This window comes from Streptomyces sparsogenes subsp. cuspidosporus (assembly GCF_039532705.1).
GTDB classification, from domain to species: domain Bacteria; phylum Actinomycetota; class Actinomycetes; order Streptomycetales; family Streptomycetaceae; genus Streptomyces; species Streptomyces sparsogenes.
In genome coordinates this window covers 1-26,755 of record NZ_BAAASD010000029.1, presented here as the reverse complement: position 1 = coordinate 26,755, position 26,755 = coordinate 1, and the positions used below count along the sequence as shown (strand labels likewise).

The window sequence follows — 26,755 nt, the reverse complement described above, 5'->3', positions numbered from 1 at the left end:
CGGGCGTGAACACGGCCCCCGGGTGCACGGCCCGGCACATCCCGGCTCACTGGGCCGGGCGGCACGCGATCCGATACGAGAGAAGGGGCACCACCATGAGCACGGTCATCGAGCCCGCCGCCGTGGCGACCCGGGCCCGGCAGATCCTCGACACCTGGAAGGCCGACCCGGAATTCGGGCGGCTGTGGGAGGGATGCGCGAAGTACAGCAGCGACTGGGACGACTTCTACGGCTACCCGATCATCCTCGACTACGACGCCGTCGCCGACGCGCCCGCGCTGTTCACCGAGACCATGCGCGCCATGGCACTGAAGTCCGCCATGTATGAGCTCACAGGCTTTGACGAGAAACGCGCCGAGCTCCCGCTCCCAGTCCCCGTCGACGTCATGAGCCACGCCCTGTGCGCCCAGTTCACGCTCATGTCACGCATCCAGGCCCGCACCGGCATCCTCTTCGTCCACGCGACGGACATGGAGGACGGTATGGCCGGCGGCACCTGGACCCACGGCGACTTCACCCACCAGTGCTACCGCGCGGCCTTCGGCCCGGTAGCCGACCGGTTCTGGATCGACGCCGAAGAGACCGAGCGGCGCCGCCAGGTCCTCGATGTCGTCTACGCCGGGATCGGCGTCACCGAGCGAGGAAGGAAGGCAGCCATCCTCTCCGCCGCCGCGGCGTAACCGTCGGCTCAGGGGCTGGGGTCTCTTTCGGCGGGGGCGCGATCCTGTCCGGCTCCAGCCCCACCTTGTGCGGATGCACGCAGGCCGGAGTTCCGTCGGCGGTGTACCGGAAGCCGTCAGCCGAATCGAACGGGCACTCCCAAGACGGCCGGTCGTAGACCACGAACGCCTCTCGCGGCAGCCGCTTCGACGGGCAGATCCCGCACGCCGGATGGTCCTCGCCCCGGGCGAAAGGCTCGCTCATAACCGGCACGGTAGCCCAGCAGCCGGCCACACCGGGCCGCCATCACACGAACGAGTACGGCGCTCATCCGGCTGCGTCGCCGGGGAAGGCGACAGATGCTGGGACCGACGCTCTGAAGAAGCGAGAACCTTTTTGCGGGAACGAGGCAGCGTTTCCAGGGGGCCGTTCGACTCATAGGCGTGAAGGTCTTCTGGCGAAGCTTGATGGGCTTGGGTAGTTGGGTGTGGCCGGTGGCGCTGCAGCCCGCGTCCTGGGCCGTGATGTGTCTGGTCGCCGTCCTTGTAGCGGCGGGCGGCCTGCTGGCTGAATGGCAGCGCAGGGCCACCTTGGTGGCGCTGGTGGTGAAAGCGCCGCCGGGCACGGTGCTCGTACAAGACGAAGGCCGGGGAGGCCCCGCGATGCAGGTGCACGTCGGTATGCGGCCTCACCATGACGAGGAGAGGCCAGCCACCATGCCCTCCGCATCACGCGAGGACGGGGGAGGCGAGTGAAACAACGTCGTATCTCAAAGAACATAGCTGATCAGGTGGCCGAACTGTTCGACAACGAGGAGCCACCCCTCCTGAACTTTGCCGTGATGATGACCGGGGGCCGTGAACAAGCCGCCAAGGACCTGGTGCAGCAGACGTTCATGGCCGCAGCCCTCGATTGGGAAACCGTCGGCCAGCGCCCGCCCGCAGGACAGCGAGCCTGGCTGCGCACCACATGCCGCAACAAGTGGATTGACGAAATCCGGCGGGAGCGTCGGCTGCGCGACCTGCAAGGCCAACTCTTACGCCACCATGAGCGCACGGAGGCCGATCCTGCGGACGTCGTCGTGTCGCGCGACGCTCTTGCCCGTTGCTGGGAAGTGCTGCGCGCGCTACCGCCCGTGCGGCACCAGGTCGCCTGGCTGTACTGGATTGATGGGCACACGTCGTCGCAGATCGCCGTGATTCTCGGTATCAGCCCATCCGGTGTACGCAAGCATCTGAGCCTCGCACGCGAGATCATTCACCGACAGGTAGGTCCCTACCTGAACGCTCGGCTGGACGACGACTCTCCTGACGCACACGAGGGGGTAGGCGCATGAACCGCAACGACGACGGACCTACGGCCGCACAGCCGATCACTGTGGGATCCCTTTTGCAGCAGACAGAGAGCTACGTCACGGCCGACGACGCAGCCGACCGAGCGGACCGCCGACAGCAACTGCTGGACTGGATGGCAGAGGAAGTTGAGCAAGAGGCTGCCGAATCCGTTCCGGAGGCACCGTCCCCCTCACCGGCTTCAAGCCTCCAGGCGGCGCGCACGAGCGAACGGCCGCTGGCCGATGTTGCGTTCCTCACCGTGGCAGAGACCGCGTCCATGCTGCGCGTGTCGAAGATGACGGTCTACCGGCTAGTACACAGTGGCCACCTTCCGGCGATCCGGGTCGGACGATCCTTCCGAGTGCCACAACAAGCAGTGCACGAGTACCTTCGCGAGGTCTACGCCTGCGAGAAGACGTCTTAACAGAGCGCGTCGACGGACTGCCGCGCGAACCCGGAGAAGAATGCTCAGCTCAAGCGGTGACGGCCGACGCAGTGTGCGTGAGGTGTCGTGGGCGCCCCCTGGCACACCTACGCGCCCTGGCAGGGCACGTAGGTCAAACCGGGGCTGGCCAACGCTGACTGGACGGTTGACCACAGCAGGCCAAGCCGACGGTGATGAGAACGTCTTTCCTCATCGAAGGTGGCTCTCCACTGGCTGGCCGCTCAGAGTTCCTGCGTGTGGAAGACGGCGTGCGTGAGCTCGGTGAGGGCGGCGAGGAGGTCTTCGAGGACCTGGACGTGAGCGCGGAGTGGGCGGGGGAAGTGCTGGCGCTCCCAAGCGGCGATGCTCTGCTCGTTCGGTCGGCGTGCCCATTGCCATTCGAGATCGTGGGCGGGTGTCCCGATGTCGCGCAGCGCCACGTCGGTGGCCTGGAGGGCCCAGCCGTAGGGGCGCGCGTCCGAGCGGAGATGGAGTGTGTCGGGGTGCTCGTCCTGGACCGTGCGGATGGTGGTGGAGACATCGATGAGGTGGCGGGCGCGCTGGACCCACAGCAAGGCGGCGGCCTCCACGGGCGCGCGCAGGTCGGGCATGTCGGGGAGTGCGGTGAGGGTCTGGTGCAGGGTGCGCGCGGCCCAGCGTTCCTCCGGCCGGGGCGCCCATCGGCGGCCGAGGCCACGGTTGGCCTCGCGGATGCGGGTGTGGGCGTAGTCGACCGACAGCTTCCAGGGCGGAGCCCCCTCCGGCAGACCGGTCGTCTCCAGCGCCCGCACCCGGTCACCGAACAGCACCGGTGGCCGCCCGGTGCCGTCCCAGGTCTCGCCCAGGAGCCGATCATCTGCCACGGCCGCCAGGACCTGAGCCTGGACGACATCGCGGGCGGGATCCAGCAGCACGCCCTCACGCTGGGCCAGCTGCGACCAGTTGACGACGCCGGCGGTCTCATCGGCCGGATACGGGGCCGTGTGGAGCTCGCCGTGACGGGCGCCTCCGAGCCACCACAACGCGCGGTCGAGGGGAACATCGTCCACCAACGCGTCGGCGTCCCGGCCGGCCCGCCACAGCGCCAGCGCCAGCAGTTTCGCAGCAGGCAGCCACGTGCGCTCCCGCGCGATCTGCGCGGCGCTGCCACGGTCTTGCGGCGGCATGCTGCGGTCGTAGCCAATCCTCCAGGCCGTCAGCACCCACGTACCCCGCAGGACCCGACGCCACGCGCTTTCTCCATACAACGCCCGGTGCCGCTGCTCCCAGTCCTCCACAGCCGCACGCTACCGAAACCCGGTCCATCAGCCCGCAAGACGGCCGGCCGTCGCTCAGGGGCTGGTGAGGATGGCGTGAGTGCCGATCCGGCGCCACACGACGTGACGGGAACCGGGGATCCGCTCCTGGCCGTAGGACCATGTCGCGCGCCCGTCCGGTGCCCAGGTGAGCTCGTAGACGCCGGGTGAGGAGCGGACGCCCTTGATACGGAGCCCGGTGCGGAAGGTCCCGGTGCGCAGGTCGTCGACGAAGGCGGTGACGGCCTGCCGGAAGCGGTGGCGCTGCTCGGGGGTGAGGCGGTGGTGGTCGGCGGTGAAGCGGGGTGTGGCCTCGTAGGTTGGCACGTCGGTCCTCCAGGAAGCACGAAGCCCCCGGCGTTGCCGGGGGCGGTGGCGTCTTGCTCGGGTTGAAGGGAGTGGGTGACGTGGTGCAGGGGGCGGCGTCTTGGGCCGTCGGGTAGGGGAGCGGTACGTAGATGTGCACTGGTTGACCGTGGAGTCGTCTGCTGACGGCTTTCGGGGCGTGTGAGGCGTGTGTGACTGGGTGCCGCGCAGTATTTGCATGGCCTCGGTGGTGTCCGCCGGGCGGGCACGGCGTCGCCGCAGGCGCCCGCCGCGCGGGATCGACCGTGAAGTTCCGGTGAACCCTCCCGCCTCGCGGGATCGCGCTTTTCCCCAGGTCAGAACCGGTGTCCTGTGGGGGGATGCTCAGTGTCGCGAAGGTTCAGAGACGTAATGCGTGGCGGTACTACGTGCGCGGAGTCGCGTTCGGGGACGGCCGCCGTCCGGTCGGCCAGTCACTGAAGGAAGCCCAGGAGATGGCCGGCCTCCCGCCCGGGAGGTGGTTGGGGCGCGGCCTGGCCGCGCTCGGGCTCACCGAGGGAACGGAGGTCTCCGAGCGGCAGATGGAGCTGCTGTTCGGGCAGGGCCGGCACCCGGACGCCGACCGCATCGAGCGCGACCTCCTCGACGACGGCGCCGACCCGGCCACGGCACGACTGGCCACCGTGCTCGGGCAGCCGATCGAAGAGATCGAGGCACGCGGGCAGACTCCGCTGCTCGCACTCGACTTCACCTTCCGGCCGCAGGCGTCCCTGATCGTGCTGTGGGCGCTGGGAGACAAGAAGACGCGCCGGATCATCGAGCGGGCGCACGAGCGGGCCATCGCCAAGGCGCTGCGCTGGCTTGAGGATGAGGTCGCGGAGACCCGGTGGTCCTCGGGACGCGGCCGCGCGAAGACCCCAGCCTTGGTCGTCGCGGCGTTCCGGCACTTCGACAACCGGGACGGCTTCCCGCTCCTGCATGACCACTGCCTAGTTGCCAACCGCGTGCAGCGCGTGGACGACACCGGCGAGCCGGTGTGGGGCGCTCTGGACACGGTCCGCCTCTACCAGCATGTGGTGGCCACCGGGACGCTCTACACCCTCGCGATGACGACCGAGGTGTGTGAGGAACTGGGGCTGGCGACGGTGCCGAGGGAGGTGACGCCGGGCCTGCGTCCCGTGATGGAGGTAGCCGGTGTCGACTCCGAGCTCATCGACTGGTCCTCCACCCGCCGTCAGCGGATCGAGGACGTCCTGGAGGGCCTCACCTACAAGTACGCGCAAGAGCACGGGCGGCTGCCCGGCGAGCGCGCCCGCCACGGGCTCGGGTGGCAGGCGGCGCAGGACACCCGCCCTGAGAAGAAGACCCCGCGCCCGTTGAAGCAGCTGCTCGCATGGTGGCGGGCGTCCGCGCTGTTGAAGTTCGGCAAGCAGATGGTCGACGGGCTCGTTCAGCGCTGCCGCGCGGCGGGGGCGGCGATCCGGGCCCGGGTGGATCCGCACGTCGATGCCGTAATCGCCGCCGTCGACGTCGCCGCGGTCGTCTCCACCGTCCGCGGGAAATTCGCCCGCCGCCATGTCCTGGCCGAAGCCCGCCGGCACCTGCTGGAGACTCTGCGCGGCCAGGAGTTCACGTGCGGCCTGGACGACTACATCGCCGACCGTGCCCTGTCCGCCCACAGCCGTCAGTCCACCGTTCCGAAGCCCGGCCGTCGGATCCCGGATGCCGACCAGCTCTTCTATACTGCCGACTTCGATGAGCCCGATCGCTGGTGGATCGCTGGCACCGACGGCAAGCCTCCCCGCGAGTCGAGCCGGTATGAGCGGGCCCGGGTCGCCAGCCTCGCCGTGCAGAACGCGATCCGTGCCGCCCGCACTCCGCCCGCTGCCACACAGGACGACGCGCCGGCCGCGACCGCGTCGGCCGCCGCGCACACGGAAGACCACCACGATCAGGCGTCAGACCCGCCGCACGCCGTCGACCATCCGGGTCGGGATGCCGTGCTCACCTCGACGCAGCGGGCCGCCGCCGTTCAGGCCCATCAGCAGGCCGCGATGCCCGAGGAGTACCTGGAGGGCCGCACGACCGATCCGGCGACGTGGCTGCGCACACCGGAGAACCTGGAGCGGCTCGCCGCCTTCACCCGCACGGCCAATGCCCGCCGCCGCGCCTTCGAGGGCCGGCCGAAGCCCGAGCAGCCGGCCGATGTGGTCAAGCCCGCCGACCAGCAGCCCCACACGAACCGGCCCGACCACGGCAGGGGAGCGGGCCGTGACCGGTGAGGGATGGCAACCGGCCAGGGCGTGGCCGATCTGCGACTTCCCCCGCGAGCCTCGGGGAGCCGGATTGAGAATCGGGGGCGTTGGCACCCGGCATGGGAGGACCCTTGACCGACCTGCACGAACCGCTGGAACCGCTGGACAGCTACCCCGACGGACTGCCCCCGCCCCGCCAACGCGGCGACGTGAACCTCGTGAGCCTGCTCAGCATGGCTGACGACCTCGCCAAGGAGCTGTCGGCGCTCCACATCCGGGCGAAGTGCTCCGACCCCGAGGTCGCGATCAGGCCCCGAGAGATGGTCCAGGAGAACCTGGAAAAGCACGCCGTAGAAGTTCTGGAGAAGGTCGTCTACCTCCAGCGCCGCGCCCACGCCGCGATGCTCGGGCGGTGCGTCCTGGGGGCCGACTCCAAGGAGGACTGCTCCACCGAGGGAGCCAACCTCCAGCTGAACGTCTGGGACGACACCACACGCCGGGACATCGTCGAAGACGGCACCACCGGCTACGTCGCCCACACCGTCGAACCGCCCGCCGCACCATGACCGACCCTGCCAGCCGCAAGATCCTGCTCGCCTTCAACCGTGACGACGAAAGGCTCGCCGTCTGCCGCGCCCTCGGACTCGGCCCGGACGACGCCGAGCAGTTCCTGCAGGACGGTCTGACTCTGCGTCCGCAACACCGCGTCGGCTGACCCTCACCGTTCCCGCGGCCGCGCCCCGGCCGCCAGGCACCCGCATTGGAGCGCCACGTTGCCCTACGAGGCCCGCGATCTGAACCTGACCGATCCGACGAAGGGCTACCTGAACTTCGTCCTCTACACCGAGCCCCAGCGCGGCGTCGCCTCGTCGTCGCTGAACGCAGTGCTGGACATCGAGGCATCCCAGACCGTAACGCCTCACTTCCAGGAGTGGCTGGGCAGGCTGGTGCGCTGCGAGCCGAACGCGATGCACTGCACCCTCGTGGAACCGGCGAAGATCCCGGCCCTGTTCCATCCGTGCGTCACGGAGGACAAGGCCAGCCCCTCGGCCATCGACGGATCGGGCTGCATGTGCCGCCGGACCTTCTACGACGCCGAGTTCGGGCTGCCCGTCGTGGGCAAGCACTTCAAGCACGCGGGCACCGGCGGCATCGACCAGTGGAGCTACACGACGTACGCCCCGCTCGAACTGCGCCCGGACGACGTCTTCAGCCACTTCTACACCGGCCGCGGTCTGTTCTGGGCCCGGACGGACAAGGGCGTTCTGTCATTCCTCCCGCAGAGGAACGCCCTGGGCTACGGGTTCGGGTACAACGGCGGCGGCCCGCACGCCCTGGCCGCCTACCTCACCCAGGTCGCCACCACCGACGGGCAGCACACGACCGCCGGCGCCCCGTACGAGGATGCGCACCGGGCGCTCGTTGCCTGGACGCAGAGCAAGGCGGCGGCCTGTGGCACGAACGAGCTGTCGCTCAGTGACCTCAAGGCCATGATGGCGAGCTGACCGCCGACCGCTGACCGCGTCGGCGCCCACGGACCAGATGTCCGTGGGCGCCGGCGCGTTCCCATCCTCAAGGGCACTGGAGCCCTCGTGCCCGTCTCCCGGGACGACGGGCGAAGTCGCTGGAGCGCCTGTTGGGACGTGGCCGCGCGAGCGCCCCCGCAGGCGACGCAGCAAGCGAGGGTGTAAGGGAGCGAACCCACCGAAGCACGGAGGCCCCGATGGTCCACCCGACCCCGCCGCACCTCTCGCCGGAGCAACGCGAGCGCCTGGAGCAGCTCGCCGACGCGTCCCGGCTGCGCGCGGCGCTGTACCGGTCGTCGAAGCCGCCGCCCGTCCGGCGCCGCTCCCGCTCATGGCAGTACCCCGGCGGCCGGCCGAACCTGTGGCGCTCCGTGCGGGGCCGCCGCTGTGGATGAGTGGGCACGGTGGATTCCACCGCGCGCCCGGGCGCGGGCCGGCGGCTGGGTGGGGAGTGGTCTCCACGCGGAGAGTGGAGACCACGATGGTGCCCATCGGGTGGACTCCGCTGCGGGTGCACTGGTGCGGTGGGGGAGTGCAGGGCATCCCGGCATCCGGTGCGCTCGGTGCGGTGCATCGGGCGCACCAGTTCGCGCGCAGACGATGCCGCGCACTCGATGCCGCGCACTTTCGCCCACCGCCCCGGTGCGCGCACGATGCGGGCGGGAGTGGCCGCCACTCTCGCCCGCTGCACCGGTTGTGCATACGGAGGGTGACGGCGAATCGGATGCGGTGCACTCGATGCACCCCCTTGACCAGGCGTGCCGCCGCGGATTCCACCCAGTCCATCGGGCGGAAAGCAACCCTTGTCCAGCCACGAGTTTCCCGCGATCTTTCGACGTTTCCCCTTGACCACGTCCGCTACCACTGCGGAGACGGCCCGCGCCGGGCACCCGATGCACGGGGCGGAGGGAAAGATCTCTCACTCCCGGTGCACCGTGCATCATCACCGTGCGTAGGGGCGATGCGTGGTGCGGACGATGCCGCGAACTCTGGCATCGCGGTGCGTTCCACCGGGTGGGAGTGGACACCAGCCGAGTGGGAGTTCGCACGTAACAAGGCCCGGATCGACAGCGGCGAGGCGTTCCGTTCCCGCAAGCCCTCGGACTGGCAGCGTGGCGCCTCGGTTTCCAGCACCCGCCCCGCCTGCTGAACTCCCCGCGCGGCGGTGTGGCATCGGCCACGGACAAATCGTCCGGTCAAGGGGTGGTCAAGGGTCATAACGGACATCGCGCCTCTAGGCGAACAGGCCGCGGACAAGGGGTGCTTCCTCACGGTGGGCCCGGCTCGCACGTCCTTGTGTGTGCGGGCCAGACCTGTCACCGATCCGGCCCCATGCGGCCGGGGAGATCCGAGGACGCGATGACCACCGCCCCCGTTCCGCCGACCCAGCCGACGCCGCCGACCCCGGCGGGCACCGATGCGACAGCCGGCCCCGCGGCGAGCCACACGGCGAGCCCCGCTCCCAGCCCTGTAGCTTCCAGCCGCCGCCTGGCGGTTGTCGCTGATCAGACCCCTTCTCGAGCGACCCCGGCCGGTTGCAACTCCTCTATCTCCTCTATCAGTAACTCCCAGGAGATAGCGTCCCGGCCGCAAAAGCGTGCTGCCCGGGCCGGCGCCGAGATCCGCGGTGAGGTCCTCCTGGCTCTCGCCCAGCTGCGCCTGGCCACGCCCCACCAGCTCAAGGCACTGCTGCTGCCGGACCAGCAGGGCACCGACTACGTACGCCGCGCGCTGCGTAACCTGCGCGCCGATGCCCTGGTCGGCCGGGCCCACCGCGCCCAGCACAGTTACTGGTACTGCACCCCCGCCGGTCTCGCTGAAGCCGCCGCATCCGGTGCCCTCCCGCCGACGTCCGGACGGACCACCGGGCAGCGCGCGGCCGCGAAGACGGGCCTGCGCGAGCACGGCCTCGCCCTGGTCGACACCGTCGTCGCCTTCCACCAGGCGCAGGCGGCCGAACACAAGGACTGGCGCCTCGAGGTCGCCCACCCCACCCCGGCCGGCTCTCTGGTCCCTGACGCCGTCGTCCTCCTGGCGAACGGCCAGAGCGCGTTCGTTGAGATCGACCGCACGATGTCCTACGCCCGCCTGGTCGCCAAGCTGGAGCGCTACGACGCCTACCGCAACGCACCGGCGACCGGACGCGGCAACGCCGCCCGCCCCCCGCGCCCCCATTGGCAGGAGACCTACAGCGGTCCGTCCCTCGATCGTCCCTTCGACTTCGCCCCCGCCCCGCGCCGCGCGGCCCCGGCCACCAGGGAAGCGGCCTTCCATCAGCGCGCCCGGCACGCCCTCAGCGTGCGCGTCGACCGGATCACTGTGGCAACCACGACGCTGGCGCAGCTGACCCAGCACGGGCCCGATGAGCCGGTGTGGCGCGTGGCCGGCCGCCACGCGGGCGAGGAACGCTGCCCTCTGGACGCGTTGCCGAAGGCATGGTGAGCGCGGCGGGTCCGGGCCGGCGCGGTCCACCGGGCAGAGCAGCTGCCAGGCGACCCAGAAGAGTGAGACCCCGCTCCGGACATCCCGGGGTTACAGGTCGGTCGGCTTCGGTTTGCGAGGGGCCCGCACAACCGGCAGCCCACCGGTGCTGTCCGTGGCGCGCGGCGCGCGTCGTTGTACGGGCTGCGCCGTACGAAGGGCGCTGTTGCTTCTGCGCTTCTTGCTGTCAGCGGGGCCGCGCAGCGGAGGAAGGTCCTTCGGATCGATGCCGTTGGCCTTGAGTCGCTCCGGATGGACGCCGTTGCGCGGCCTGTCGAAGCAGCGTTCGCCCTGCATCGCCTGACACTTGGGACAGCGGCCCTTGCGGCGTGGATCCGGTCGGCGCCGCGGGGCGCGGAATGTGGTCATCGGAGTGCCGTAGGTGCCACGTGCCATCAGGAGCCGCCCCTCTCGTTGCTGTGGGTACTGGTGAATCCTGACAGATCAGCCGAGGCTGCTTCGACGTTCCGGCAGAAGGACGGCCTCAAGAAATCCCCGGCCATCGCCGCCCTCGAGGACGTCCTGTACGAGGGACGCGCGGCCCGACGCCCCCGGCGCCCGCGAGCAGTTCGCCACCGCCATCCTCGCCCGGTTCAGCGCCGGTATGTGGCAGCGGCTCGCCCTGATAGACGGCCCCGCCCCCGATAGCAGCCCGCTCCCGGGCCGCGTCCACGTCGTCCAGGACGGCGACGCCCACCCGGCTCAGGTGTGATGACCGACGCCGAAGCCGCCGACTGGCTCACCACCACAGCAGTCGGAGAGATCTGAACCAGCCTGGACACGCCACGGGTCCAGGGAACCACACACCCGGGCCCGGCTCGGGCGCGCGGGACAGCACGGACACACCACTGTCAGTGGTCCCTGGGAGGATAGAAGCGGGGCGAAACCACCCTCACGGGACAGCAGTTGACGATGGAGACAAGGCGCACATGAGACTGGCACTGAACAAGGAGTGGGCCGTCGGCGCCCGCATCGGGGGTGGTGGCTTCGGCGCCGTGTTCGAGGCGGAGGACACCGCCGGCGAGAGGGCGGCGGTGAAGCTCGTACCCAAAGCGCCGGGCACCGAGCGCGAGATGCTCTTCATTGATTTGGACGGCGTCCGCAACGTGGTGCCGGTCATCGACAGCGGCGAGCACGAAGGCCAGTGGGTACTGGTGATGCCCCGTGCCGAGAAGTCGCTGCGCGACCACATCCAGGAGCACAACCAGCTGCCACTCAACGAGGCGGTCGCCATCCTGTTCGACGTCGCTGAAGCACTCGCCGACCTCAAAGACTGCAAGATCGTCCACCGCGACCTCAAGCCGGAGAACATCCTGCTGCTCGGTGGCCGCTGGTGCCTGGCCGACTTCGGAATCGCCCGCTACGCCGAAGCCACCACCGTGAAGCACACCTTCAAGCTCCACGGCACCTTCGCGTACATGGCCCCCGAACGCTTGGAACAACCAGCGGGCCACCAGCGCCAGCGACATCTACGCCCTGGGCGTTCTGGCATACGAGCTCTTGGAGGGCACACCGCCCTTCATGGGGCCGTACGAGCACGACTACCACGACCAGCACCTGCACGGAGTCCTGCCGCCCCTCACCACCGCTCCGCCGCTTCTGGCGGCGCTGATCACCGAGTGCCTCTTCCGGGCCCCGCAGGGCCGCCCGGCCGCTGGCAACGTGCTCGCCCGGCTGGGGCAGATCCCCACGGCCCCGCTCTCCGGCGGGCTGGCCGCACTCGCGCAGGCCAACCAGGGCGCGGTCGCGCGCCAAGCCGAAGCTGACCGCCGGGCTTCGGCACACGCCACCGAGGCCGACCGTCGCAAGGCCCTGCTCGATGCCGCCACGACCTCCTTCTCCTTCATCGCCGACGCCGTCCTCACGACCCTCACCACCGCCGCCCCGAGCGCGGAGGTCCGCAAGGGCAACCAGGGAGGATGGACCGTCCGGATCAACGATGCCCAGCTGACCCTGTCCGGACCGAGGGAAACTGCCCCCGAGGTCTGGAGCACCACCTCGACACCGGCGCCGTTCGACGTCATCGCGTCCGCGACTCTCTCCTTGAAGGTCCCCGCCAACTACCACGGGTACGAGGGGCGCAGCCACTCCCTCTGGTACGCCGACGCGCAGACGAAGAACCAGTACCAGTGGTTCGAGACCGCCTTCATGGACACCCCGCTGCGCGCCACCAGCAGAACCATGGAGCCCTTCGCGTTCGACCCTCACCATGAATCCCGCGCCGCCGTCAGCCCGGGGATGATGATGCACCAGGTGGCTTGGCCCTTCACCCCGCTTGTCATCGGGGACCTGGACGAGTTCATCAGCCGGTGGGCCGACTGGCTCGCCCAGGCGGCGACCGGCCGACTCGCCCACCCCAGCCGCATGCCCGAACGCGACCCCCAGGGCTCCTGGAGGCGATGACCCCACGGGGCCGCCTGACGGCGGCCCCGATCGACGCGGACGTGGTTGTACAGAGCGAGTGTGAGCCGGGATGTGAGGGCGACTCAGCAGGGGGGTGGGGGGAAGCCGCTTGGGCTCTTCGCCGACGGTGGTCGGTGAGGAGCCCTTCCTTACACTGCGTGTGATCTTCGCGTCGCGCTGAGGGCGTCTTGCCGTGCCGGTGCGGGGCAGGCGTACTGGGTACCTCGCACCTCCATGGAGACCAGTCATGACGACCTCCCGCGGATAGCGGCCCCAGGCCGATGGAACGCGTGCCGGGTTCGGTGATTCATCGGACGCGTTCGGGTGATGCCGTCAGAATCGGATCAGCAGGCGGCGCGGCCCCCTACCAGCGGCATTCCGACAATACGAGTGGTGCTGAGGGCGGAGGTCGATGCCGCGGGGTGGAGCAGGCGTGCCAGGGTGCGATCCGCCCTGGTGGCCCGAGAACCGCAGAAGGAAGGCACTTTCATGAGCGTGATCCAACCGGTTGCCAACGGGTTACACACCGATCACCCGGTTCCCGGCTTGCCGTTCATCAACGACGAGCGGCTGCTCCTGGACAATCCTGACGCGATCGAGCGGACGGGCCGTAATCAGGGTGAGGGGCTGTGGGGGCGCACGGACCGACTGCCCGGTGGGGGATGGGTGGCGTTCACCACCGAGACGAAGAACCGTGACTACGCCTGGGCGGTCCATCAGCACCCCGACCATGGGCGGACCGTTCTCCTGATCCGCGACAAAGACATGAGCGGCCTGCACCACGAGTGGATGCACGGGAACAACGGGTTCCTGTACCGGCATGGCGGCTACTGGTGGGACGGAACCCGCTGGTACCGGCCCCAGCAGGTCGTGGACCACGCCTACGAGGGGTACGATGCGCGGCCGGTGGCGGACGCCGTCACCGTCACGGCCATCGACGTCCTGGCCCGCCCGGCGACGTCACACGCCGCGCGGGTTGTGAAGATCGCCGACTTCAAGGCCCCGGAGGGACCGCTGCCGCACTGGCGTGAGCATCTCGCCCTGTGGGCCTCCCACCGCGAACCCGGTTCCCTGCCGCTCGATCAGTGCACCGTCGATCTCCAGGCACCGGAACTCGACCCGGCCAGTTTCGTCGACCGCGCCGGCCTGGCGCAGATCGCCGAACTGGAGCTGGAGGACCTGCCGCATCCTAAGCACGGGCGGAAGGACCTGCCCCCGCCCCAGGCCGAGACGGCCGAGGGGCCGCGGTGGTCCCGACCGGTCGCCCGTGACTGGGCCGAGCAGTACCGCCGGACTCACGGCCCGGAGAAGCTGTTGTCCGCCACGACGGCATTCGGCACCGAGCAGCCCCGTGGATTAGTCGAGGACCACAACCGCCTCACGAAGATCATCGCCGACAGCCTCGAGGACGCTGAGGAATCCAAGAAGAACCGCCTCTTCACCCGGGGCAGCAGTACGAGGCGCGAGGAGCAGGCAGCGCACCTGGCCTGGTGGCCCGCAGTCGCCATCAACGACGGTACCGACGGCTTTATCCCCCTCGCCGCCGTGCGCACCACCATCGTCGAAGCGGTCCTCGGGGGACTCGCCCGTGATGCCGAAGACCTCGACGATTCCAAGGATGTCCTCCTGGGCGACATCCTGGGCGATGTCGTGCACCTCATCGACTGGTACATCCTGCGAGAGCCCCGACTCGCCTCCGCACTCTTCGGCGAGATCTGCCTGGACGCTCGTGTGCGCTTCGGACTCGACCCCAAGGACGTCGGAGACCTTCTACGACGCTCCCTCCACCTCGACAGCGGCCTCGACCGCCAAACCCTCAAAGCCCTCCTCGACCTGGCGCTCCCGCCCTCCGCGCAATCCCCCGACGCACAATGACCATTCCAGTGATGACCGACGCCGAAGCCGCCGACTGGGTCACCACCACGGCGGCAGGGGAGATCTGACCCACGTCCGGACACACCACGGGCCCCGGGGAGTGAAGACATCCCCGGGGCCCGGTGTATGGAGTCGTGCTGTTCAACGACGGCGGGACGACGCCGTCACGCCTCGGGCTGCAAGGGCTCCACCTGGCGCAGGCAGTACACGCACCTGGACTCCGAATCGACGCGGCCCATGCACCGCCGACAGTCCCCGCGTTCACGCACCGGCCCCCGGCCGTCCGCGCAGCCAGGGCAGGTCATCACCGGCTGCCGGAAACCGAAGTCAACGGTCTCCACCGCCAGATAGACGGCGAAGCAGTTGTCGGTGTCGCACACGACAGCCACTCCAGTAGACATCTGCTTCCTCCCCAACTCGGCACCCATGGCGATGACGTCAGCCACGCTGTGCCCTCCGGGCGTGCCCTGCATGACCATCCTGTGGCAGAGCAGCGCCTGCGAACCGAGAATCCGCACAGGCACATCGAAAGAGCTCAGCCCCGCACCCCTTGCAGTGCGACCCTCTTGACGCTGATCGACAGGCGGGCGGATCGTGGCCGTTCGCGTCACGCTCCACCCCGAAAGGGGGACTTGCATGTCATTCACCTGGCGCTACCTCGTACGCCCCGACGGCTCCTTCTGCCGCATCGGCAACCTCAACGGCAGCCTCGACAACGTTTCCGACGAAGAACTCGCCCGTCTTCACCCCGAGCGGGATGAAGACGAACAGCCGGCCCGGCCTTGCTCCCGCTGCGGCACCGAACTCCTGCTGCACTGGCACGGCCCGCTGATGACCGGCGTCTGGATGGAACTCTGCCCAGCCTGCGACGCCCACCGCCCCGCCGCCCGCGCGTTCATCCAGTGGCACCGCGACCCCGACCGCGACCCGAAGGCGCTCGCCAAGCTCTTTGAGGACTGGGAGATCGAGACCATGCACGCCCACGGCTGGGCCCGCGCCCCGCAACCCGAAGCACCACCCAGCCCACCGGCCCACCTGCGCCTTGTTCCCCGCGGACACGGCTGACGCCAGGCGCGTCTACACAGCCCGGACGGTGCTGCACGTCCTATCGCACGGCTGCCTCGTTGGGCTGGCATGACGACGTACGACATCGCTCCCCGGCCAGCTCCGAAGGCGGAAGGCGCCATCCCGACGACAGTCTCGACCCGAGCGAGTCCCACGAGATTGACCAATGGCTCCTGGATCTGAGGGTCCAGACCGGCGTCCGCTGGGACAAGGCCGAGGTGATCCGTGAACTGCTGCGCATGGCGCGCGCGTCCGACGGCATCCTGCGCGACGCGCTGATCGCCCGCTCGAAGAGGGCCGGGCCGGCGCCTGACACAGCGCGAGGGGCCACGCCGACTCCGGCATGGCCCCTCGCGCGGTCCCTGACGGCCGCTATGCCGTCGCCCACTCCAGCCCGAGGTCAGCCAGCGCCTGGAGCTTGTGCACGAGTATCTGCGGGAGAGCCTGCGCAGCGTGAGCTGAGCCACCAGCCGCGCCCGCGGCGCCTACCGCAGCACCCGCCAGGCGCCCTACCGGCCCCCCTGCCATCTCCCCTACCGGCACCGGCATCCTGCTGCGCACTGTTTTCGCAGCTCACGCCCCTTGACCAGGCCCGACCACCGGCCCCGACAACCCTCTTCTCTCTCCGTACCTCTCCCGCTTGGTTGTCTGTGGTGGGTGGTAGAGGTGAGGGAGACGTCGAGATCATCGGGTGAGGCTTGGCGCGGCCTGGTGGCGGGCCCCGCGCCACCGGGCCCGCCACGCGCGGCCACGGGCCGCGCCGGGAGAAGAGGGAGGGTGCGGCCCGTGGGCGGCTCGAAGACCTACCCGAACGGATCGACAGCGGCGATCCGCAGCCACGTCCTGGCCGCGCTCGGCGTCCTCAAGGTCGCCAGCGCCAACCAGATCTGGCGCCTGATGTGCCCGGGCCACAAGGACAACAAGGCGGTACGCAACGCCTGCCTCGACCTCGCCCGGCACGGCCTGACCCACTCCGAGGGCCACAGCGTCGACGGCCACAAACTGTGGGGGCTGACCCCGCTGGGCCTGGACGCGGCCGCCGAAGTCCTCGACCGCCCCGTCGGCGAGATGGGCGGCACCGCCCGCGGCTCAGCCCGCTCCGGCGCCAAGCACGCGATGACAGTCAACGAGACCGTCATCGCCTTCACCCGGACCCCGCCCGAACCCACCCGCCCGCTCAGCCGCACACCCGCCGTCGAAGCCACGCCGCCGGCGCAGCTGGCGCCCGGCATCGGCACCATCCGCTCCTGGTCCACCGAAGTTGCACACAACCTGCCCAGCACCGGCCGGAACAAAAGCAGCGTGCAGGCCGACGCCGTGCTGCACGCCCCGGAGGCCGGCCTGCCCGTCCTCATCGTCGAAGTCGACAACGGCACCGAAGCCCCGGGGCTCCTCGCTGCGAAATTCGACCGCTACCGGCGCTTCTTCCGTCTGAAGACCAAAGACCATCAGGGCCGCGACTTCCCTGTCTGGCGCACCCTCTACCCGAACACCGGCCGCGAGGGGTACCCGCCCGTCGCGGTCGTGTTCAACGGCGGCAACCGCTTGGGCGAGCAGGCACTGAAGAACCGCATGAACCGGGTCCTGGACCTGACCCGCGAGACCTGGAGCGGCAGGTACGAACGCATGGGCGGCTTCCACGGCGAACCTGCTGACGGCTACTACGACTACACTGACGCCATCCCCATCGTGTTCACCACCCTCCAACGCCTGAAGAACCATGGCCCCCTCGATGCAGTGTGGTGGCGCTGCGGACACCGTCAGTGGGAAACCCTCGCCGACGCCCTCGCCAACCCAGGCGACGAGACCGCCTGGCACCAACGCGACGAAGAACGCCGCCGCCAGCGCGACGAGCAACGGGAACAACAACGCCGGCAGAAAGAAGCCGAGCGTCAGCTGGCCCTCCAACGCCTGCAGCAGATGAGCCCTGTCGCCCCGCCCGAGCCGCCGGCCGCTCCCTGCGAGCGCTGCGGCCAGCCCATCACCGGCGATCCCGGCACCCGCTACGACGACGCCCCACCCCAGGACGGCCGCCACTGCCCTGCCTGCCGCGACGACATCGCCCACCAGCCCCCAGGACTCTTCAAAGCCCTCTTCAGCCGCCGCAACTGAGGGAAACGCAGAACCGAAACGAGAAGGCGGGGCGCCGGCACCAGGCGCCCCGCCCCTGAACCGATCGGCTCATGCCCAGTCGAGCCCGAGTTCGGCGAGCTGCTGTCCAGGAGCGGTTTTTGTGATCGGTGGCCGGTGGGCTGACCTGTTCTGATCACTTTGGTGTGTGCCTCGGTCGAGGGGTACGAGCGCAGACAGGGGTGAGCAAGGGGTGTGGTGCCGGACCTCGGGTGTGATCTGCAGGTTTGCCAGATGGCGCGTTGATTTGTCAGGTCGGCTGTCCTCTACGGGGCTGGAGCAGTGCGGCAGGCGGGGAGCCTGGGGGCACCGACGAAACGGTCGCTGACGTTCTGGTGAGGTCGTCGGCGATGAGCGCGTCATCTGGGTGGGGGTGGCTCAGGCGGGGAGGGGCTGGTCGAGGTCTTCTCCGATCTGGTCAAGGAGGTGGTCGAGGATGCGCTGTGCCTGGGTGAGGCGTTGTGTGGCGCTGTCGAGGGTGTCGAGGGCGTCGTCGAGGAGCACGGCGTGGGGGTCTGCGGCGGGGCTTTCCAGTGTCTGCGCGACGGTGGACCAGGCCGTGTTGACGCAATCGTGGATGTCGTTGAATGCCGCGGTGTTCTGCGTCCTCGTGAGTGTCCGGCCTTGTGCTTTGGTGATGAGCCGGGAGATCACCAGCTGAGCGTCGGTCAGCTTGGACCGTGCGGTCTCCAGGGAGGACGGGCCGTTGTCCGTCATGCTCACAAGGCCGTGGAACTGGTCGCCGGTGTGCTGCAGGAGATCGAGGGCATCCTGTAGCTGCGGGTTGTCGTCGATGTGGGCGCGTCCGCCGGGGCGCCCGGTGATGTGCAGGCTCGAACAGTGCAGGGCATCCTCGTCCAAGCCGCCTACCGGTCGCGGCGGAGCGGGGCAGGCAGGAAGGGAAGCGAGCTGCTGAAGACCGCCCGTGAGATCGAGGGCGTCGTCAAGGCACTGGGACAGTTCTTCGTCGGCAGCCGCAAGCAGCTGATCCAGACGTGTATCAGCAGCCGTGGGGCGGCCGTCTCCCGGGACGGTGTCAGCCTCGGGAACCGTTGTCTCCCGGGACATGGTGTGTTCACTCATCGCGGCCCCCTGCCTCCTCAACGAGAGTCTGCTGCAGTCGAAGCCGGGCGCGGCTTCGGTTCTTCCTGACGGCGGCTTCCTGCATATCAAGCGCTTGGGCGATCTCCCGGTCGGTGAAGCCGTCCTGGGCCCACGCCATGACGTGCCGCTGCAGCGGCGGCAGCTGGGCCAGTGCGTTCAGGACTCGCTGATTGCCCTCTTTGAGGGTCACATGGGCGATGGGACAGGTACCGCCCGGGCGATCGGGCAACGGGTCGTACGGGGCGTCCCGTTGGCCTGTCTGACGTAGATAGCAGCGGTGAGCGACCTTGCGCAGCCATGCCCGCGGATTCCGGATACTGTCCCATTTCTCGATGGCTACGGTGAACGCTTCATGAGCGGCATCGGCAGCCTCGTAGGGGGTCGCGCCGACACGGACCAGGAACCGCGTCAGCTGCGGCATCTCGACGCGGTAGAGGTCCTCGAGACTGCTGGTCGTTAACGCGGGCGAGGCCCCCTTGATGTGTGAAGGCGCCTGTACCGTCTTCCTCGCCACGGGCGAGACCGACTCAGCCACGGCGGAGCTCCGCCGGCTGCGTTCCCGTCACAACCTCGACTCTGCCGGGCCGTTCCAGCAGACGGCTGCCGGGCGGCAGGTGCCGCACGCGTTCGCTGAGACCTTGCTGCTGCATCTCGGTTCTGCGCAGTTCGGTACGGCTGGACACCCATAAGTGCAGCAGCCGACACAACCAGCCGCACAGCATCAGCAGCCCTCCCCCGAGCACCGGATCCATCACAGTCCGCCTTCCCCGGCGGTGACCCGTTCACCTGCCGACACTATGTAGTGCACGCACCGCCGCCTTTTGTGACCCCGCCGTCTGTGACGTACGCCTCACAGACCCGTCAGCCGAACATTCTCAGGGCAGACCGGAGGGCCCGGCCCCGATCCCCGGCACCAATCGTGCGCCGCGGGTGCAGTGGCAGCGGGTCCTGACGGAGCCCACCACCTCCCCTCCGAGCTGTGCGATGCCCAGCAGGCCGTCATGAACCAGGCCGTGCGCGCGATTATGTCCGCTCACCGGGTCCGGATCGAGGACGGGCCGCTGGGCGAGGCCCCGGTCGTCCTTGATGTCGTCCGACCGCGTTGGCCGGGGTGATCACTTCGGCCAGAGTCTGCGGCCCCGATCGGGGCGTCAGCGCCGATAGCGCCAGCGCTGGTCCACCTTAAAAACCTGGCAGAGCCGAAGAAAGCCAGTAGGCCGACGTAAGCATCCATCCTCACCGCCACCTGCGCGACGCTCAGGCCATCGCCCAGTCGAGACACCACGCGGTGGGGAGGCGCCGTGACTACTCCGCTGAGTCGCGTTGTGCGATGGCGCGTCCGATGCTGTACCAGCTGGATTCGACGGTGCCTTCGGGGAGGGGGCGGCCGAGCAGGCCGGCGAGGTGGGCCAGGGCATCGCGGGTGATGTAGCGGTCGGGGCTGGGGGATTGCAGGTGCCGTCGGATGAGGTCGTCCTCGACGCCCTGCTGCTGGAGAAAGGCGGCGATGGTGCCGATCAGCAGCTGGCTGTGGGCGTGAGCGTCGGTGAGGGCGTACGACACCAGACGTTGCCACTCCCGCAGGCAGTCGCGGTACTCGCGGCCTACCTGTACCGCCCGGTGGCAGTAGCTCGAGGTCCGGTGGCAGTGCTGCTCGACCGCCACCAGCAGCTCCTGGGGCACGGTGTCGGCTGTCCAGCTCGGCGCCAGGGCGGCTCTCGTCGCGCCTTGGGCAGGGGGAAGGCAGTCGCGGATCTGTTGCAGTCCTGCTGTGTAGGTGACCTTGTGCTGGTCGCGGTACTGGCGTGCTTGGTTCTTACGGGCGTGTGAACTCATGGCTGGTTCCTTGTACGCCCTCCCGTGAGGTGGGCGCTGTCGGTGGCCAGGCCACGTGAGCGTACGTCGCGATGATGCGGTGCATCTGGGGCTTACGGTGTCGCCGGTCACGGGTCCGGTCGCTCTTCAGCCGAGGCACCGTCGCGGGGGGCTTGGGGCGGCACCGTCATGCCCAACGAGCCTCCGCGGCAGGGAGTCACGCCGCCACGGCTAGCTGCTGCATGTGGGCACCGCGGGCGGGAGCGGTATGTCGTAGCGCTCGAAGAGCTCTCGGAAGAAGCCAGCGACTGCCCGAGGGCCGGCACTGCGGTCGAGCTCGTGGCCACCGAAGCGGTAGACCTCGTATCCGGAGAGCTTCAGCTGCCGGTCTTCCGACACCATCTGGGCATACAGTTCGGGGCTCGCCTTGCCGTTGATCGAGTAGTGCTGTTGGCCGTCGACCTCCAGGACCACCCGAACCCTGTTGGGCAGCAGCAGGAGGAAGTCCATACGCTGCCTCGCCAAAGGGCCAGGCTCGGCCCGGGTCTTCGCGGTGTAGGGGTCGTAGTGGAGATACACCTGGGGAATCAGGGCGGGCAGGGCAGGCCCTCCCTCCCGGAAGTACAGGGCCGCGTACGTGTGGAACAGGACTTCTTCCGGCGGGGAGGCGAGCGAGTCCGCGAGCCGGGCGCACAGAGTCCTGGAGGCGGCTTCCTGGTCACCTGCCACGGCGGGGTTCGTCTGCTGCCACCAACTGACGAGCTCCGCCCATGACAGGCCGGCGGCGACGAGAGGCCGGGTGTACGTCAGGCAATGATGGGCGTTGCGGACGATGTCAAGGCGGTTGTTGACCGCGTCGCGCAAAATGATCTCAGGCTTGGGGCCGTTAGCGGCAAAGATCAGGTTCTTGAACTCTCCGTCGACGCCGGTCATGCCCAAGGAAGCGAGGAGCTGCTCAAGCTCCGGCGCTTCGTACTCGTCGAGGACCTTGCGAGCGACTGCGGTCAGCTCTGGCACCGCCAGCGGCCGCAGCCGCTTCATGACGTAGCGGTACTTGCCCGCGAAGGCCTCCCCCTCTTCCCCCGGAGCAAGCCCCAGACGTACGCATTCGTCCGGGACCTCGTACGACTTCAACTCAGCAACAGCGCTGGCTATGGCGGAACGCAGCGCTTCGGGCTTCACCGCATCTCCCATCCCCCGAGGCTACTGGCCCGCACCGAAAACCGGGCAACGGCCAACTGCTCCGCTTTGTGCCACTCACCCCTCGGGAACATGCTGGCAGGTCTCACGCTGTTGATAGCCCCCAGGCACGCCCGCGCCCACAGATGCCCAGAAGGCCAGGGAGTCCTGGAAGTGGCCGCCGAGGGTGTGCCAGGACAGGCCGGGGTGCTCGAGGCGCAGCGCCTCCAGTCCTGCAGTGGCCAGCCCGCACCGCTGGTACTTCTTCGGGGTGTACGGCCACTCGACCCACCCGAGCTGGCAGCGGGCGCAAACGGTGTAGTCGACGGCGAAAGCGACATCGTCGGCGAGGTTCGCGGCGCGCTCCCTCCAGCCAGGCCGTTCCGAGGAAGGAGTGTCCTGCCAGGGTGCATCAAGCCGGATCACGGTCCAGCCCGTCCGCCGTCGGCCCCATTTGCCACCGCTGATCGCGCGTAGGGCCCGCTGCCACGGCGTGCTGTCCGCCGCCCACCCCACGTCATGGGCCTGCGCGGCGAGCGCCAGGGCCTCTTCCCGTTCTTCAATGCTCCCCATGCCATCTACGATGCCCCGGCAGCTGAGGGCATCAACAGCGGCTATGGCCTGTCGTCGGTCAGATGGCTCGCAGCGTTCTCGCTCCACAGCAGTGTCCTCACCGTCACGCAGCCTCCCGGAGTGCGAGGTCAGAGAGAAAAGTCGTTGCTGTGGTGCTGCGCGGATCACGGTTACTGGGGAGGCTTGACGAGGAAGGTAGCCCGCGGGTCCACGTCGGAGGCGTGAGCAAGGATCGGAAGGTCGTGATCGGGAAGTCCTGCGAGTTCGACGGCAGCTTGTCCGGACGCATGCGCCGACCCGACGGACTGACCGTTGGCGACGGCGGCGTAGAACTGAGCGGCGTAGTAGATCGCGTCTGTGTCGCCAATCTCATCGGACATGCCGATGGCGAAGTCGACCGTGCCAATCAGATCGTCGATCTGGGCAGCGGAGTGACAGGAGTTGAGCAGAACCAGCAGGGGCGGTTCATCGGTGGCAGCGATGGCACGCGAGAAGGCCCTCGCGGTGACGATGTCCCCCTCGTGAGGCTGATCGATATCCTTCTCGAAGACGAACAAGTCTTCATCACTGTGACCAGAGAAGTGCACTACGTGGGGGCGGAACCTCGTTATGCCGTCCAAGAGGTCGGCTGCTGTCGCGGCAGGCCGGACATCGAGCTCCACCAAGTCGCGGTGCAGGGCCCGTTCCACACCGGCTCGAATGCGCGACTGCTCTCGGCCGACCCGAAGATCTCCCGCAGAGGACGCGCCTAGCATCAGCACGCGCAGCTTCTCCGGCTTCGGCGCCCGCAGCTCCCGCAGAACCATGCCCACCTGCTGCTCCGTGGTGCTGAGACGTCGCTGGATCTTCTTCTGCTCGGCAGCAGCGCGCCGGTCGGCCGCCAACTGCTCACGCTGACGCGCCTTCTCAGCGGCCTCTCGCTCCGACTGCTCCGCCCTGGCCAGCTTGACCTGTGCCTCCCCCGCCTCCTTCGCCAGCCCGGCGGCCTTCGTACTCCACTTGGCTGCGTCACGAGAGGCGGCATTCGCCTGATCTTCGTATCGATCCGCATCGCGGAGCTTGCTCTTGACGGTGCTGGCGTTCTTCGACTTCCCCGCCGCAGCCCGTGCTTTCGCAGCGTCGGCCCGCTTACCGGCCGCCTTGGCCTGGAGATCACCAGCCTTTTTCTCCGCAGCGGCGCGCTCTTTATTCTTCCGCTCCATCAGGCTGCGGTAGTAGCTCGAGTTCATCTCAGGTCTCCAAGGGCGGATCTGCGTCTACCGCCACACTAAGAGCCACCTCTGACATCGCACGCGGCATGAGCACTTGATGCCAGGGTCAGCCGACAACTCGGCAAAGGTACGGAGTCGCGAGGGCTTCTACGCAGCCGCCCAGTCGAGCCCGAGGTCGGCCAGCGCCTGGAGCTTGTCAGCGGTGAGCTTCCCCCGGCGGCTCTTGGCGTTCGACAGGAACACCCCCAGCTTCACAGCGTGCTCCTGGCCGTCGACCAGAACGGTCTCTACATGCGCCCTAGGGACCGTCACAGAGCCCGTGCGGGCCTTGTACTGCGCCAGGGCCGCAATGCCCCGCTCGAAGGCTCCAGAGGCCGCCCTGGGGGCCTTGGCGGGCGCCTCCTTCTCCGGCGGCAGCGGCACGACGCCGATGGCCTCCAGGAGCTCACGCTGCCCGTCCATCAATCCAGTCCAGGCCGCGTGCCGACGCTGCCGGGCCAGCCACTTTCCCACGTCCATCCCGTGGACGGTGACGCCCGGCGGGACGTCGACCTGGTCCTCGTCGCGCACCAGCTCGCGCAGGGCGGCGTAGTGCCGCTGCCAGTCGGCCGGCCACGCCGGGTTCCAGTGCTCGTCGACGTCGCGCAGCGCCGTCTCCCACTCGGGGTGTCCGTCCAGGGCACCGGGGCGGCGGAGGTTGGACAACCATTGCCCCACCGGCCTGTCCAGCGCCGTCGCCGTTCGAGGCGCGCACAGCGTCCAGTGCTCCTCGTAGTACGCGCGGGCGGCCTCGAGGTTCTCCTGGAATCGTGCGTCCGCGAGGCTCCAGACCATGCCGAGCTTCTCCAGCCGCTTGGCCCGCAGCCCGCTCATCTGCCCGGCCCCGTAGGCGCGCCGCTGTTCCGCGATCCACTGCCCCAGGGGGTAGGCGCCCTCCTTGTGCCCGTACGGGACCCGGGCGTGGCCCTCACGCTCCGTGAACGTCTTGAGTTTCGCCCAGCCGCGCGCCCAGTCCTGCCGCTCGGTGTCGATCACGTTGAAGCTGACCCAGTCCGCGACCATCACCGGGTCCCGCGGAGCCGCGAAACGAAGCAGCAGACGAGATTCTTCCTCACCATCGTCCGGGGCCGCGCCGATGTTCACGGACGGCTGCGCCACGTCCTTTTGCGGCTCCTGGGGAATGGCGAGCAATTCGATCGCCTCTTCATCGTGAGCCCGCAGACCCTCAAGCACTTTCACCAGCGGCCGGTACGACCCCGAGGTGAACATGTCCTCCGGTTTCTCTCCGGGCTGGAGGAATACCGGCACGATCAAAGAAGCAAGCTTCCCCTCACCGGGCTTCTGCCGCAAAGCGCGCCCGATGGCCTGCACGATGTCGTGCGGCGCGCCCTTCGGGTCCAGCAGTGCCACAGAGTCCACGGCCCGGATGTCCACCCCCTCCCCGAGAACGCGGCAGTTCGAGAGCACCGCCCGCAGCGCGGTGGACCCGAACCCGCCCAGCACCTCCCGCCGGCGCTCCGGAACGTGCTCACCACACAGCCAGTCCGCCCACATCCGAGCCGGGTACGTCTCCGGCTGGTCCGCATGCAGCTTCCCGGCCACCGCCTCCAGGCCCTCCGCGTACGCCTGCGCCTCAATCGTCCGGTGATGGAAGGTGATGCACGTCTGCAGCCCGTGCTGCGCCATGGCGTGCAGCAGGGCCGCCTGGAGCGCCCCCAGCCGCTGCCCGCGGACCTCCTCGCTGTGCCGCTCCTCGCCCCTCAGCCGCTCCGGGGTGACGACCGGGTCCTGGAGCTCCAGGACGATGATCTGGTACCGGGCGAGCAGACCGCGGGTGACCGCCGACGCCAGCGACAGCTTGTAGAGCACCGGCCCGAACACGGCCTCATCGTCCATGGAGGCCGCCATCTCCCTCGGCAACGCGTCCCGGACGCCCTCCGCGACCTCCCAGTGCGGGGGCCGCTCCTGCCAGATCCGCGGCGTCGCCGTCAGATACAGCCGCCGCGCCGCCGGGATGATGCTCTGGTCGTGGATATCCGCCCACGCCTTCCCCGTCGAGCCCGAAGTCCGGTGGGCCTCATCGACCACCGCGAGGTCCATCGGGGCCAACTGCCGGCCATAGACGCCCTCGAACGCCTCCGCCAGCACGCCCAGAGAGGCGTACGTCGCGTAGATGGTCACCGGCCCCGAGCCGTGCCACAGCGCCAACCGCACCGGGTTCGTCGTCGCGCGGACCTTCAGGTCCCACAGCTCCGGGTCATCCTGCAGCGAGCAGACAGCAACCGCCGGCCCCCGGTGCCCGACCCGATGCCACTCCCTGACCGTCTGCGCCAGAAGATCCAGCGTCGGCACCAGCACCAGAATCCGGCCCTTCGGCAGCATCTCCCGAGCAGCGAAAGCCGCCGTGATGGTCTTACCGGTACCGCACGCCGAAATCACCTGACCACGCAGACCGTTAGCCGGAATACCTCCGGGAGGCACGTCAAGGCCACGCTTAATGGCGTCGACAGTTTCAATCTGGTGAGGGCGCAGATCGCTTCTCTTCATGACCACGGGGAAAACTCCTCCTCGCGAAATATGGCGAGCAATCAGAAAGGGATTCCCGGTGCGATGGCTGAGGCCCGGGGATGTGGCGTCTGACCCCAGACACTACACAGTGCATCAGCATGATGCATCGCTTGTGCGCCAACTTCGCTCGCCAGGGTGATACATGACCCAACCTGACCCCCGAGTGGCCGGTTGTGGTGTATGGTAGCGAGTGGCAGTGAACACGTCCGGGGTGGTTTTGACTACGGGGGAGGGACTCGGGTGGAGCGTAGCGGAACCCGTCACTGCGGTGGGGCGGCGTCCATCGAGCCGACGGCGCGTCAGGCTCCTTGCGGGGGTAGTAGCAGGGATCCCCAGACCCTACACAGTCCCACGCGTGATGCACTCCCCCTTGCCGCCAGCCTTGGCACCCCCGCTTGCGCGGGTGCTCCCAATTCGCGCTTGCGCGAATTGAACCGCTTTTAGAATTCCGCTTGCGGAATTCAATTCCCCCGCTTGCGGGGGAATTTGGCGGAGCGTCAGCGGAGCCGCAACTACCGCGCGGCTTGCCGCGCGGTATCCCGCTCCGCGGG

26 protein-coding genes and 1 pseudogene are annotated in these 26,755 nt (G+C 68.9%); 15 read left to right on the top strand and 12 right to left on the bottom strand.

Annotated elements, in window-relative coordinates:
- The first annotated feature begins 95 nt into the window (after positions 1–95).
- The 4 genes from ABFY07_RS28035 (at position 96) to ABFY07_RS28020 (ending at position 2,418) form a co-directional block, all read left to right on the top strand.
- Positions 96–680: a hypothetical protein gene (locus ABFY07_RS28035; protein ID WP_346177157.1), complete on the top strand. Its 585-nt coding sequence runs from the start codon at positions 96–98 to the stop codon at positions 678–680.
- A gap of 423 nt (positions 681–1,103) precedes the next feature.
- Positions 1,104–1,415: a hypothetical protein gene (locus tag ABFY07_RS28030; protein WP_346177156.1), complete on the top strand. Its 312-nt coding sequence runs from the start codon at positions 1,104–1,106 to the stop codon at positions 1,413–1,415.
- A 35-nt stretch (positions 1,416–1,450) separates the two neighbouring features.
- Positions 1,451–1,996, top strand: a complete 546-nt coding sequence (locus tag ABFY07_RS28025; protein WP_346177155.1) for an RNA polymerase sigma factor — start codon at positions 1,451–1,453, stop codon at positions 1,994–1,996.
- Positions 1,997–2,229: 233 nt separating this feature from the next.
- Complete coding sequence (locus ABFY07_RS28020) at positions 2,230–2,418, top strand: helix-turn-helix domain-containing protein (RefSeq protein ID WP_346177260.1); 189 nt, start codon at positions 2,230–2,232, stop codon at positions 2,416–2,418.
- A 242-nt stretch (positions 2,419–2,660) separates the two neighbouring features.
- On the opposite strand, the gene ABFY07_RS28015 is transcribed toward ABFY07_RS28020, so the two are convergent.
- A complete protein-coding gene (locus ABFY07_RS28015; RefSeq protein ID WP_346177154.1) occupies positions 2,661–3,584 on the bottom strand; it encodes a hypothetical protein in 924 nt (307 codons plus the stop codon).
- Between the two features lie 165 nt (positions 3,585–3,749).
- A complete protein-coding gene (locus tag ABFY07_RS28010) occupies positions 3,750–4,040 on the bottom strand; it encodes a hypothetical protein (protein ID WP_346177153.1) in 291 nt (96 codons plus the stop codon).
- A 359-nt stretch (positions 4,041–4,399) separates the two neighbouring features.
- Between ABFY07_RS28010 and mobF the strand changes: the two genes are divergently transcribed.
- The 6 genes from mobF to ABFY07_RS27980 all read left to right on the top strand — a co-directional run bounded on the left by mobF (position 4,400) and on the right by ABFY07_RS27980 (position 10,242).
- Positions 4,400–6,301 carry a MobF family relaxase gene (gene mobF / locus ABFY07_RS28005; protein WP_346177152.1) on the top strand — a complete coding sequence of 634 codons (1,902 nt, stop codon included), beginning with the start codon at positions 4,400–4,402 and terminating at the stop codon, positions 6,299–6,301.
- A 104-nt stretch (positions 6,302–6,405) separates the two neighbouring features.
- Entirely contained in the window at positions 6,406–6,840 is a 435-nt protein-coding gene (locus tag ABFY07_RS28000; RefSeq protein ID WP_346177151.1) for a hypothetical protein, read from the top strand.
- Positions 6,837–6,989, top strand: coding sequence for a hypothetical protein (locus tag ABFY07_RS27995; protein WP_346177150.1), 153 nt, complete (start codon positions 6,837–6,839; stop codon positions 6,987–6,989). The genes ABFY07_RS28000 and ABFY07_RS27995 overlap by 4 nt, the downstream gene beginning before the upstream one ends.
- A gap of 58 nt (positions 6,990–7,047) precedes the next feature.
- Positions 7,048–7,779 carry a hypothetical protein gene (locus tag ABFY07_RS27990; protein ID WP_346177149.1) on the top strand — a complete coding sequence of 244 codons (732 nt, stop codon included), beginning with the start codon at positions 7,048–7,050 and terminating at the stop codon, positions 7,777–7,779.
- Positions 7,780–7,997: 218 nt separating this feature from the next.
- On the top strand, positions 7,998–8,195 hold the full coding sequence (locus ABFY07_RS27985; RefSeq protein ID WP_346177148.1) for a hypothetical protein: 198 nt from the start codon (positions 7,998–8,000) through the stop codon (positions 8,193–8,195).
- A 964-nt stretch (positions 8,196–9,159) separates the two neighbouring features.
- The gene (locus ABFY07_RS27980; protein ID WP_346177147.1) at positions 9,160–10,242 is read left to right on the top strand and encodes a replication-relaxation family protein; all 1,083 of its coding nucleotides are present in this window, start codon (positions 9,160–9,162) and stop codon (positions 10,240–10,242) included.
- A 90-nt stretch (positions 10,243–10,332) separates the two neighbouring features.
- Here the strand turns inward: ABFY07_RS27980 and ABFY07_RS27975 are convergent, their stop codons facing one another.
- Positions 10,333–10,578: a hypothetical protein gene (locus ABFY07_RS27975; protein WP_346177146.1), complete on the bottom strand. Its 246-nt coding sequence runs from the start codon at positions 10,576–10,578 to the stop codon at positions 10,333–10,335.
- Between the two features lie 632 nt (positions 10,579–11,210).
- Between ABFY07_RS27975 and ABFY07_RS43215 the strand changes: the two are divergent.
- The 3 genes and pseudogenes from ABFY07_RS43215 to ABFY07_RS27960 form a co-directional block, all read left to right on the top strand.
- Positions 11,211–11,684: pseudogene (locus tag ABFY07_RS43215) on the top strand (protein kinase domain-containing protein); the annotation flags it as partial.
- 97 nt (positions 11,685–11,781) lie between these two features.
- On the top strand, positions 11,782–12,684 hold the full coding sequence (locus ABFY07_RS27965; protein ID WP_428837018.1) for a serine/threonine-protein kinase: 903 nt from the start codon (positions 11,782–11,784) through the stop codon (positions 12,682–12,684).
- A 489-nt stretch (positions 12,685–13,173) separates the two neighbouring features.
- Positions 13,174–14,559 carry a hypothetical protein gene (locus ABFY07_RS27960; RefSeq protein ID WP_346177144.1) on the top strand — a complete coding sequence of 462 codons (1,386 nt, stop codon included), beginning with the start codon at positions 13,174–13,176 and terminating at the stop codon, positions 14,557–14,559.
- Positions 14,560–14,723: 164 nt separating this feature from the next.
- Here ABFY07_RS27960 and ABFY07_RS27955 read toward each other — a convergent pair whose 3' ends face one another.
- On the bottom strand, positions 14,724–15,005 hold the full coding sequence (locus ABFY07_RS27955; protein ID WP_346177143.1) for a hypothetical protein: 282 nt from the start codon (positions 15,003–15,005) through the stop codon (positions 14,724–14,726).
- A 190-nt stretch (positions 15,006–15,195) separates the two neighbouring features.
- On the opposite strand from ABFY07_RS27955, the gene ABFY07_RS27950 reads away from it, so the two are divergent.
- Entirely contained in the window at positions 15,196–15,624 is a 429-nt protein-coding gene (locus ABFY07_RS27950; RefSeq protein WP_346177142.1) for a DUF6300 family protein, read from the top strand.
- 786 nt (positions 15,625–16,410) lie between these two features.
- Positions 16,411–17,736, top strand: coding sequence for a replication-relaxation family protein (locus ABFY07_RS27945; protein ID WP_346177141.1), 1,326 nt, complete (start codon positions 16,411–16,413; stop codon positions 17,734–17,736).
- A 396-nt stretch (positions 17,737–18,132) separates the two neighbouring features.
- Here the strand turns inward: ABFY07_RS27945 and ABFY07_RS27940 are convergent, their stop codons facing one another.
- The 8 genes from ABFY07_RS27940 to ABFY07_RS27905 form a co-directional block, all read right to left on the bottom strand.
- Positions 18,133–18,837, bottom strand: a complete 705-nt coding sequence (locus ABFY07_RS27940) for a hypothetical protein (RefSeq protein WP_346177140.1) — start codon at positions 18,835–18,837, stop codon at positions 18,133–18,135.
- The gene (locus ABFY07_RS27935) at positions 18,830–19,393 is read right to left on the bottom strand and encodes an RNA polymerase sigma factor (RefSeq protein ID WP_346177139.1); all 564 of its coding nucleotides are present in this window, start codon (positions 19,391–19,393) and stop codon (positions 18,830–18,832) included. Before ABFY07_RS27935 ends, ABFY07_RS27940 begins: the two co-directional genes overlap by 8 nt.
- Complete coding sequence (locus tag ABFY07_RS27930; RefSeq protein WP_346177138.1) at positions 19,386–19,610, bottom strand: hypothetical protein; 225 nt, start codon at positions 19,608–19,610, stop codon at positions 19,386–19,388. Before ABFY07_RS27930 ends, ABFY07_RS27935 begins: the two co-directional genes overlap by 8 nt.
- Positions 19,611–20,163: 553 nt before the next feature.
- Entirely contained in the window at positions 20,164–20,694 is a 531-nt protein-coding gene (locus ABFY07_RS27925) for a hypothetical protein (protein ID WP_346177137.1), read from the bottom strand.
- A gap of 210 nt (positions 20,695–20,904) precedes the next feature.
- Positions 20,905–21,867, bottom strand: coding sequence for a hypothetical protein (locus ABFY07_RS27920; RefSeq protein WP_346177136.1), 963 nt, complete (start codon positions 21,865–21,867; stop codon positions 20,905–20,907).
- A gap of 63 nt (positions 21,868–21,930) precedes the next feature.
- Positions 21,931–22,425, bottom strand: a complete 495-nt coding sequence (locus tag ABFY07_RS27915; RefSeq protein ID WP_346177135.1) for a hypothetical protein — start codon at positions 22,423–22,425, stop codon at positions 21,931–21,933.
- Between the two features lie 170 nt (positions 22,426–22,595).
- Positions 22,596–23,654 carry a hypothetical protein gene (locus tag ABFY07_RS27910; protein ID WP_346177134.1) on the bottom strand — a complete coding sequence of 353 codons (1,059 nt, stop codon included), beginning with the start codon at positions 23,652–23,654 and terminating at the stop codon, positions 22,596–22,598.
- 129 nt (positions 23,655–23,783) lie between these two features.
- The gene (locus ABFY07_RS27905) at positions 23,784–26,183 is read right to left on the bottom strand and encodes a DEAD/DEAH box helicase (protein WP_346177259.1); all 2,400 of its coding nucleotides are present in this window, start codon (positions 26,181–26,183) and stop codon (positions 23,784–23,786) included.
- Positions 26,184–26,755 lie beyond the last annotated feature (572 nt).

Bases quoted from the DNA above. Each gene is read 5' to 3' on its own strand.
- ABFY07_RS27905 (WP_346177259.1), bottom strand. From the start codon at position 26,183: ATGAAGAGAAGCGATCTGCGCCCTCACCAGATTGAAACTGTCGACGCC.
- ABFY07_RS28015 (WP_346177154.1), bottom strand. From the start codon at position 3,584: ATGCCGCCGCAAGACCGTGGCAGCGCCGCGCAGATCGCGCGGGAGCGC.
- ABFY07_RS27950 (WP_346177142.1), top strand. From the start codon at position 15,196: ATGTCATTCACCTGGCGCTACCTCGTACGCCCCGACGGCTCCTTCTGC.
- ABFY07_RS27980 (WP_346177147.1), top strand. From the start codon at position 9,160: ATGACCACCGCCCCCGTTCCGCCGACCCAGCCGACGCCGCCGACCCCG.
- mobF (WP_346177152.1), top strand. From the start codon at position 4,400: ATGCTCAGTGTCGCGAAGGTTCAGAGACGTAATGCGTGGCGGTACTAC.
- ABFY07_RS27940 (WP_346177140.1), bottom strand. From the start codon at position 18,837: ATGAGTGAACACACCATGTCCCGGGAGACAACGGTTCCCGAGGCTGAC.
- ABFY07_RS27930 (WP_346177138.1), bottom strand. From the start codon at position 19,610: ATGGATCCGGTGCTCGGGGGAGGGCTGCTGATGCTGTGCGGCTGGTTG.
- ABFY07_RS27960 (WP_346177144.1), top strand. From the start codon at position 13,174: ATGAGCGTGATCCAACCGGTTGCCAACGGGTTACACACCGATCACCCG.
- ABFY07_RS27915 (WP_346177135.1), bottom strand. From the start codon at position 22,425: ATGGGGAGCATTGAAGAACGGGAAGAGGCCCTGGCGCTCGCCGCGCAG.
- ABFY07_RS27925 (WP_346177137.1), bottom strand. From the start codon at position 20,694: ATGAGTTCACACGCCCGTAAGAACCAAGCACGCCAGTACCGCGACCAG.
- ABFY07_RS27910 (WP_346177134.1), bottom strand. From the start codon at position 23,654: ATGAACTCGAGCTACTACCGCAGCCTGATGGAGCGGAAGAATAAAGAG.
- ABFY07_RS27985 (WP_346177148.1), top strand. From the start codon at position 7,998: ATGGTCCACCCGACCCCGCCGCACCTCTCGCCGGAGCAACGCGAGCGC.
- ABFY07_RS27995 (WP_346177150.1), top strand. From the start codon at position 6,837: ATGACCGACCCTGCCAGCCGCAAGATCCTGCTCGCCTTCAACCGTGAC.
- ABFY07_RS27920 (WP_346177136.1), bottom strand. From the start codon at position 21,867: ATGGGAGATGCGGTGAAGCCCGAAGCGCTGCGTTCCGCCATAGCCAGC.
- ABFY07_RS27975 (WP_346177146.1), bottom strand. From the start codon at position 10,578: ATGCAGGGCGAACGCTGCTTCGACAGGCCGCGCAACGGCGTCCATCCG.
- ABFY07_RS28035 (WP_346177157.1), top strand. From the start codon at position 96: ATGAGCACGGTCATCGAGCCCGCCGCCGTGGCGACCCGGGCCCGGCAG.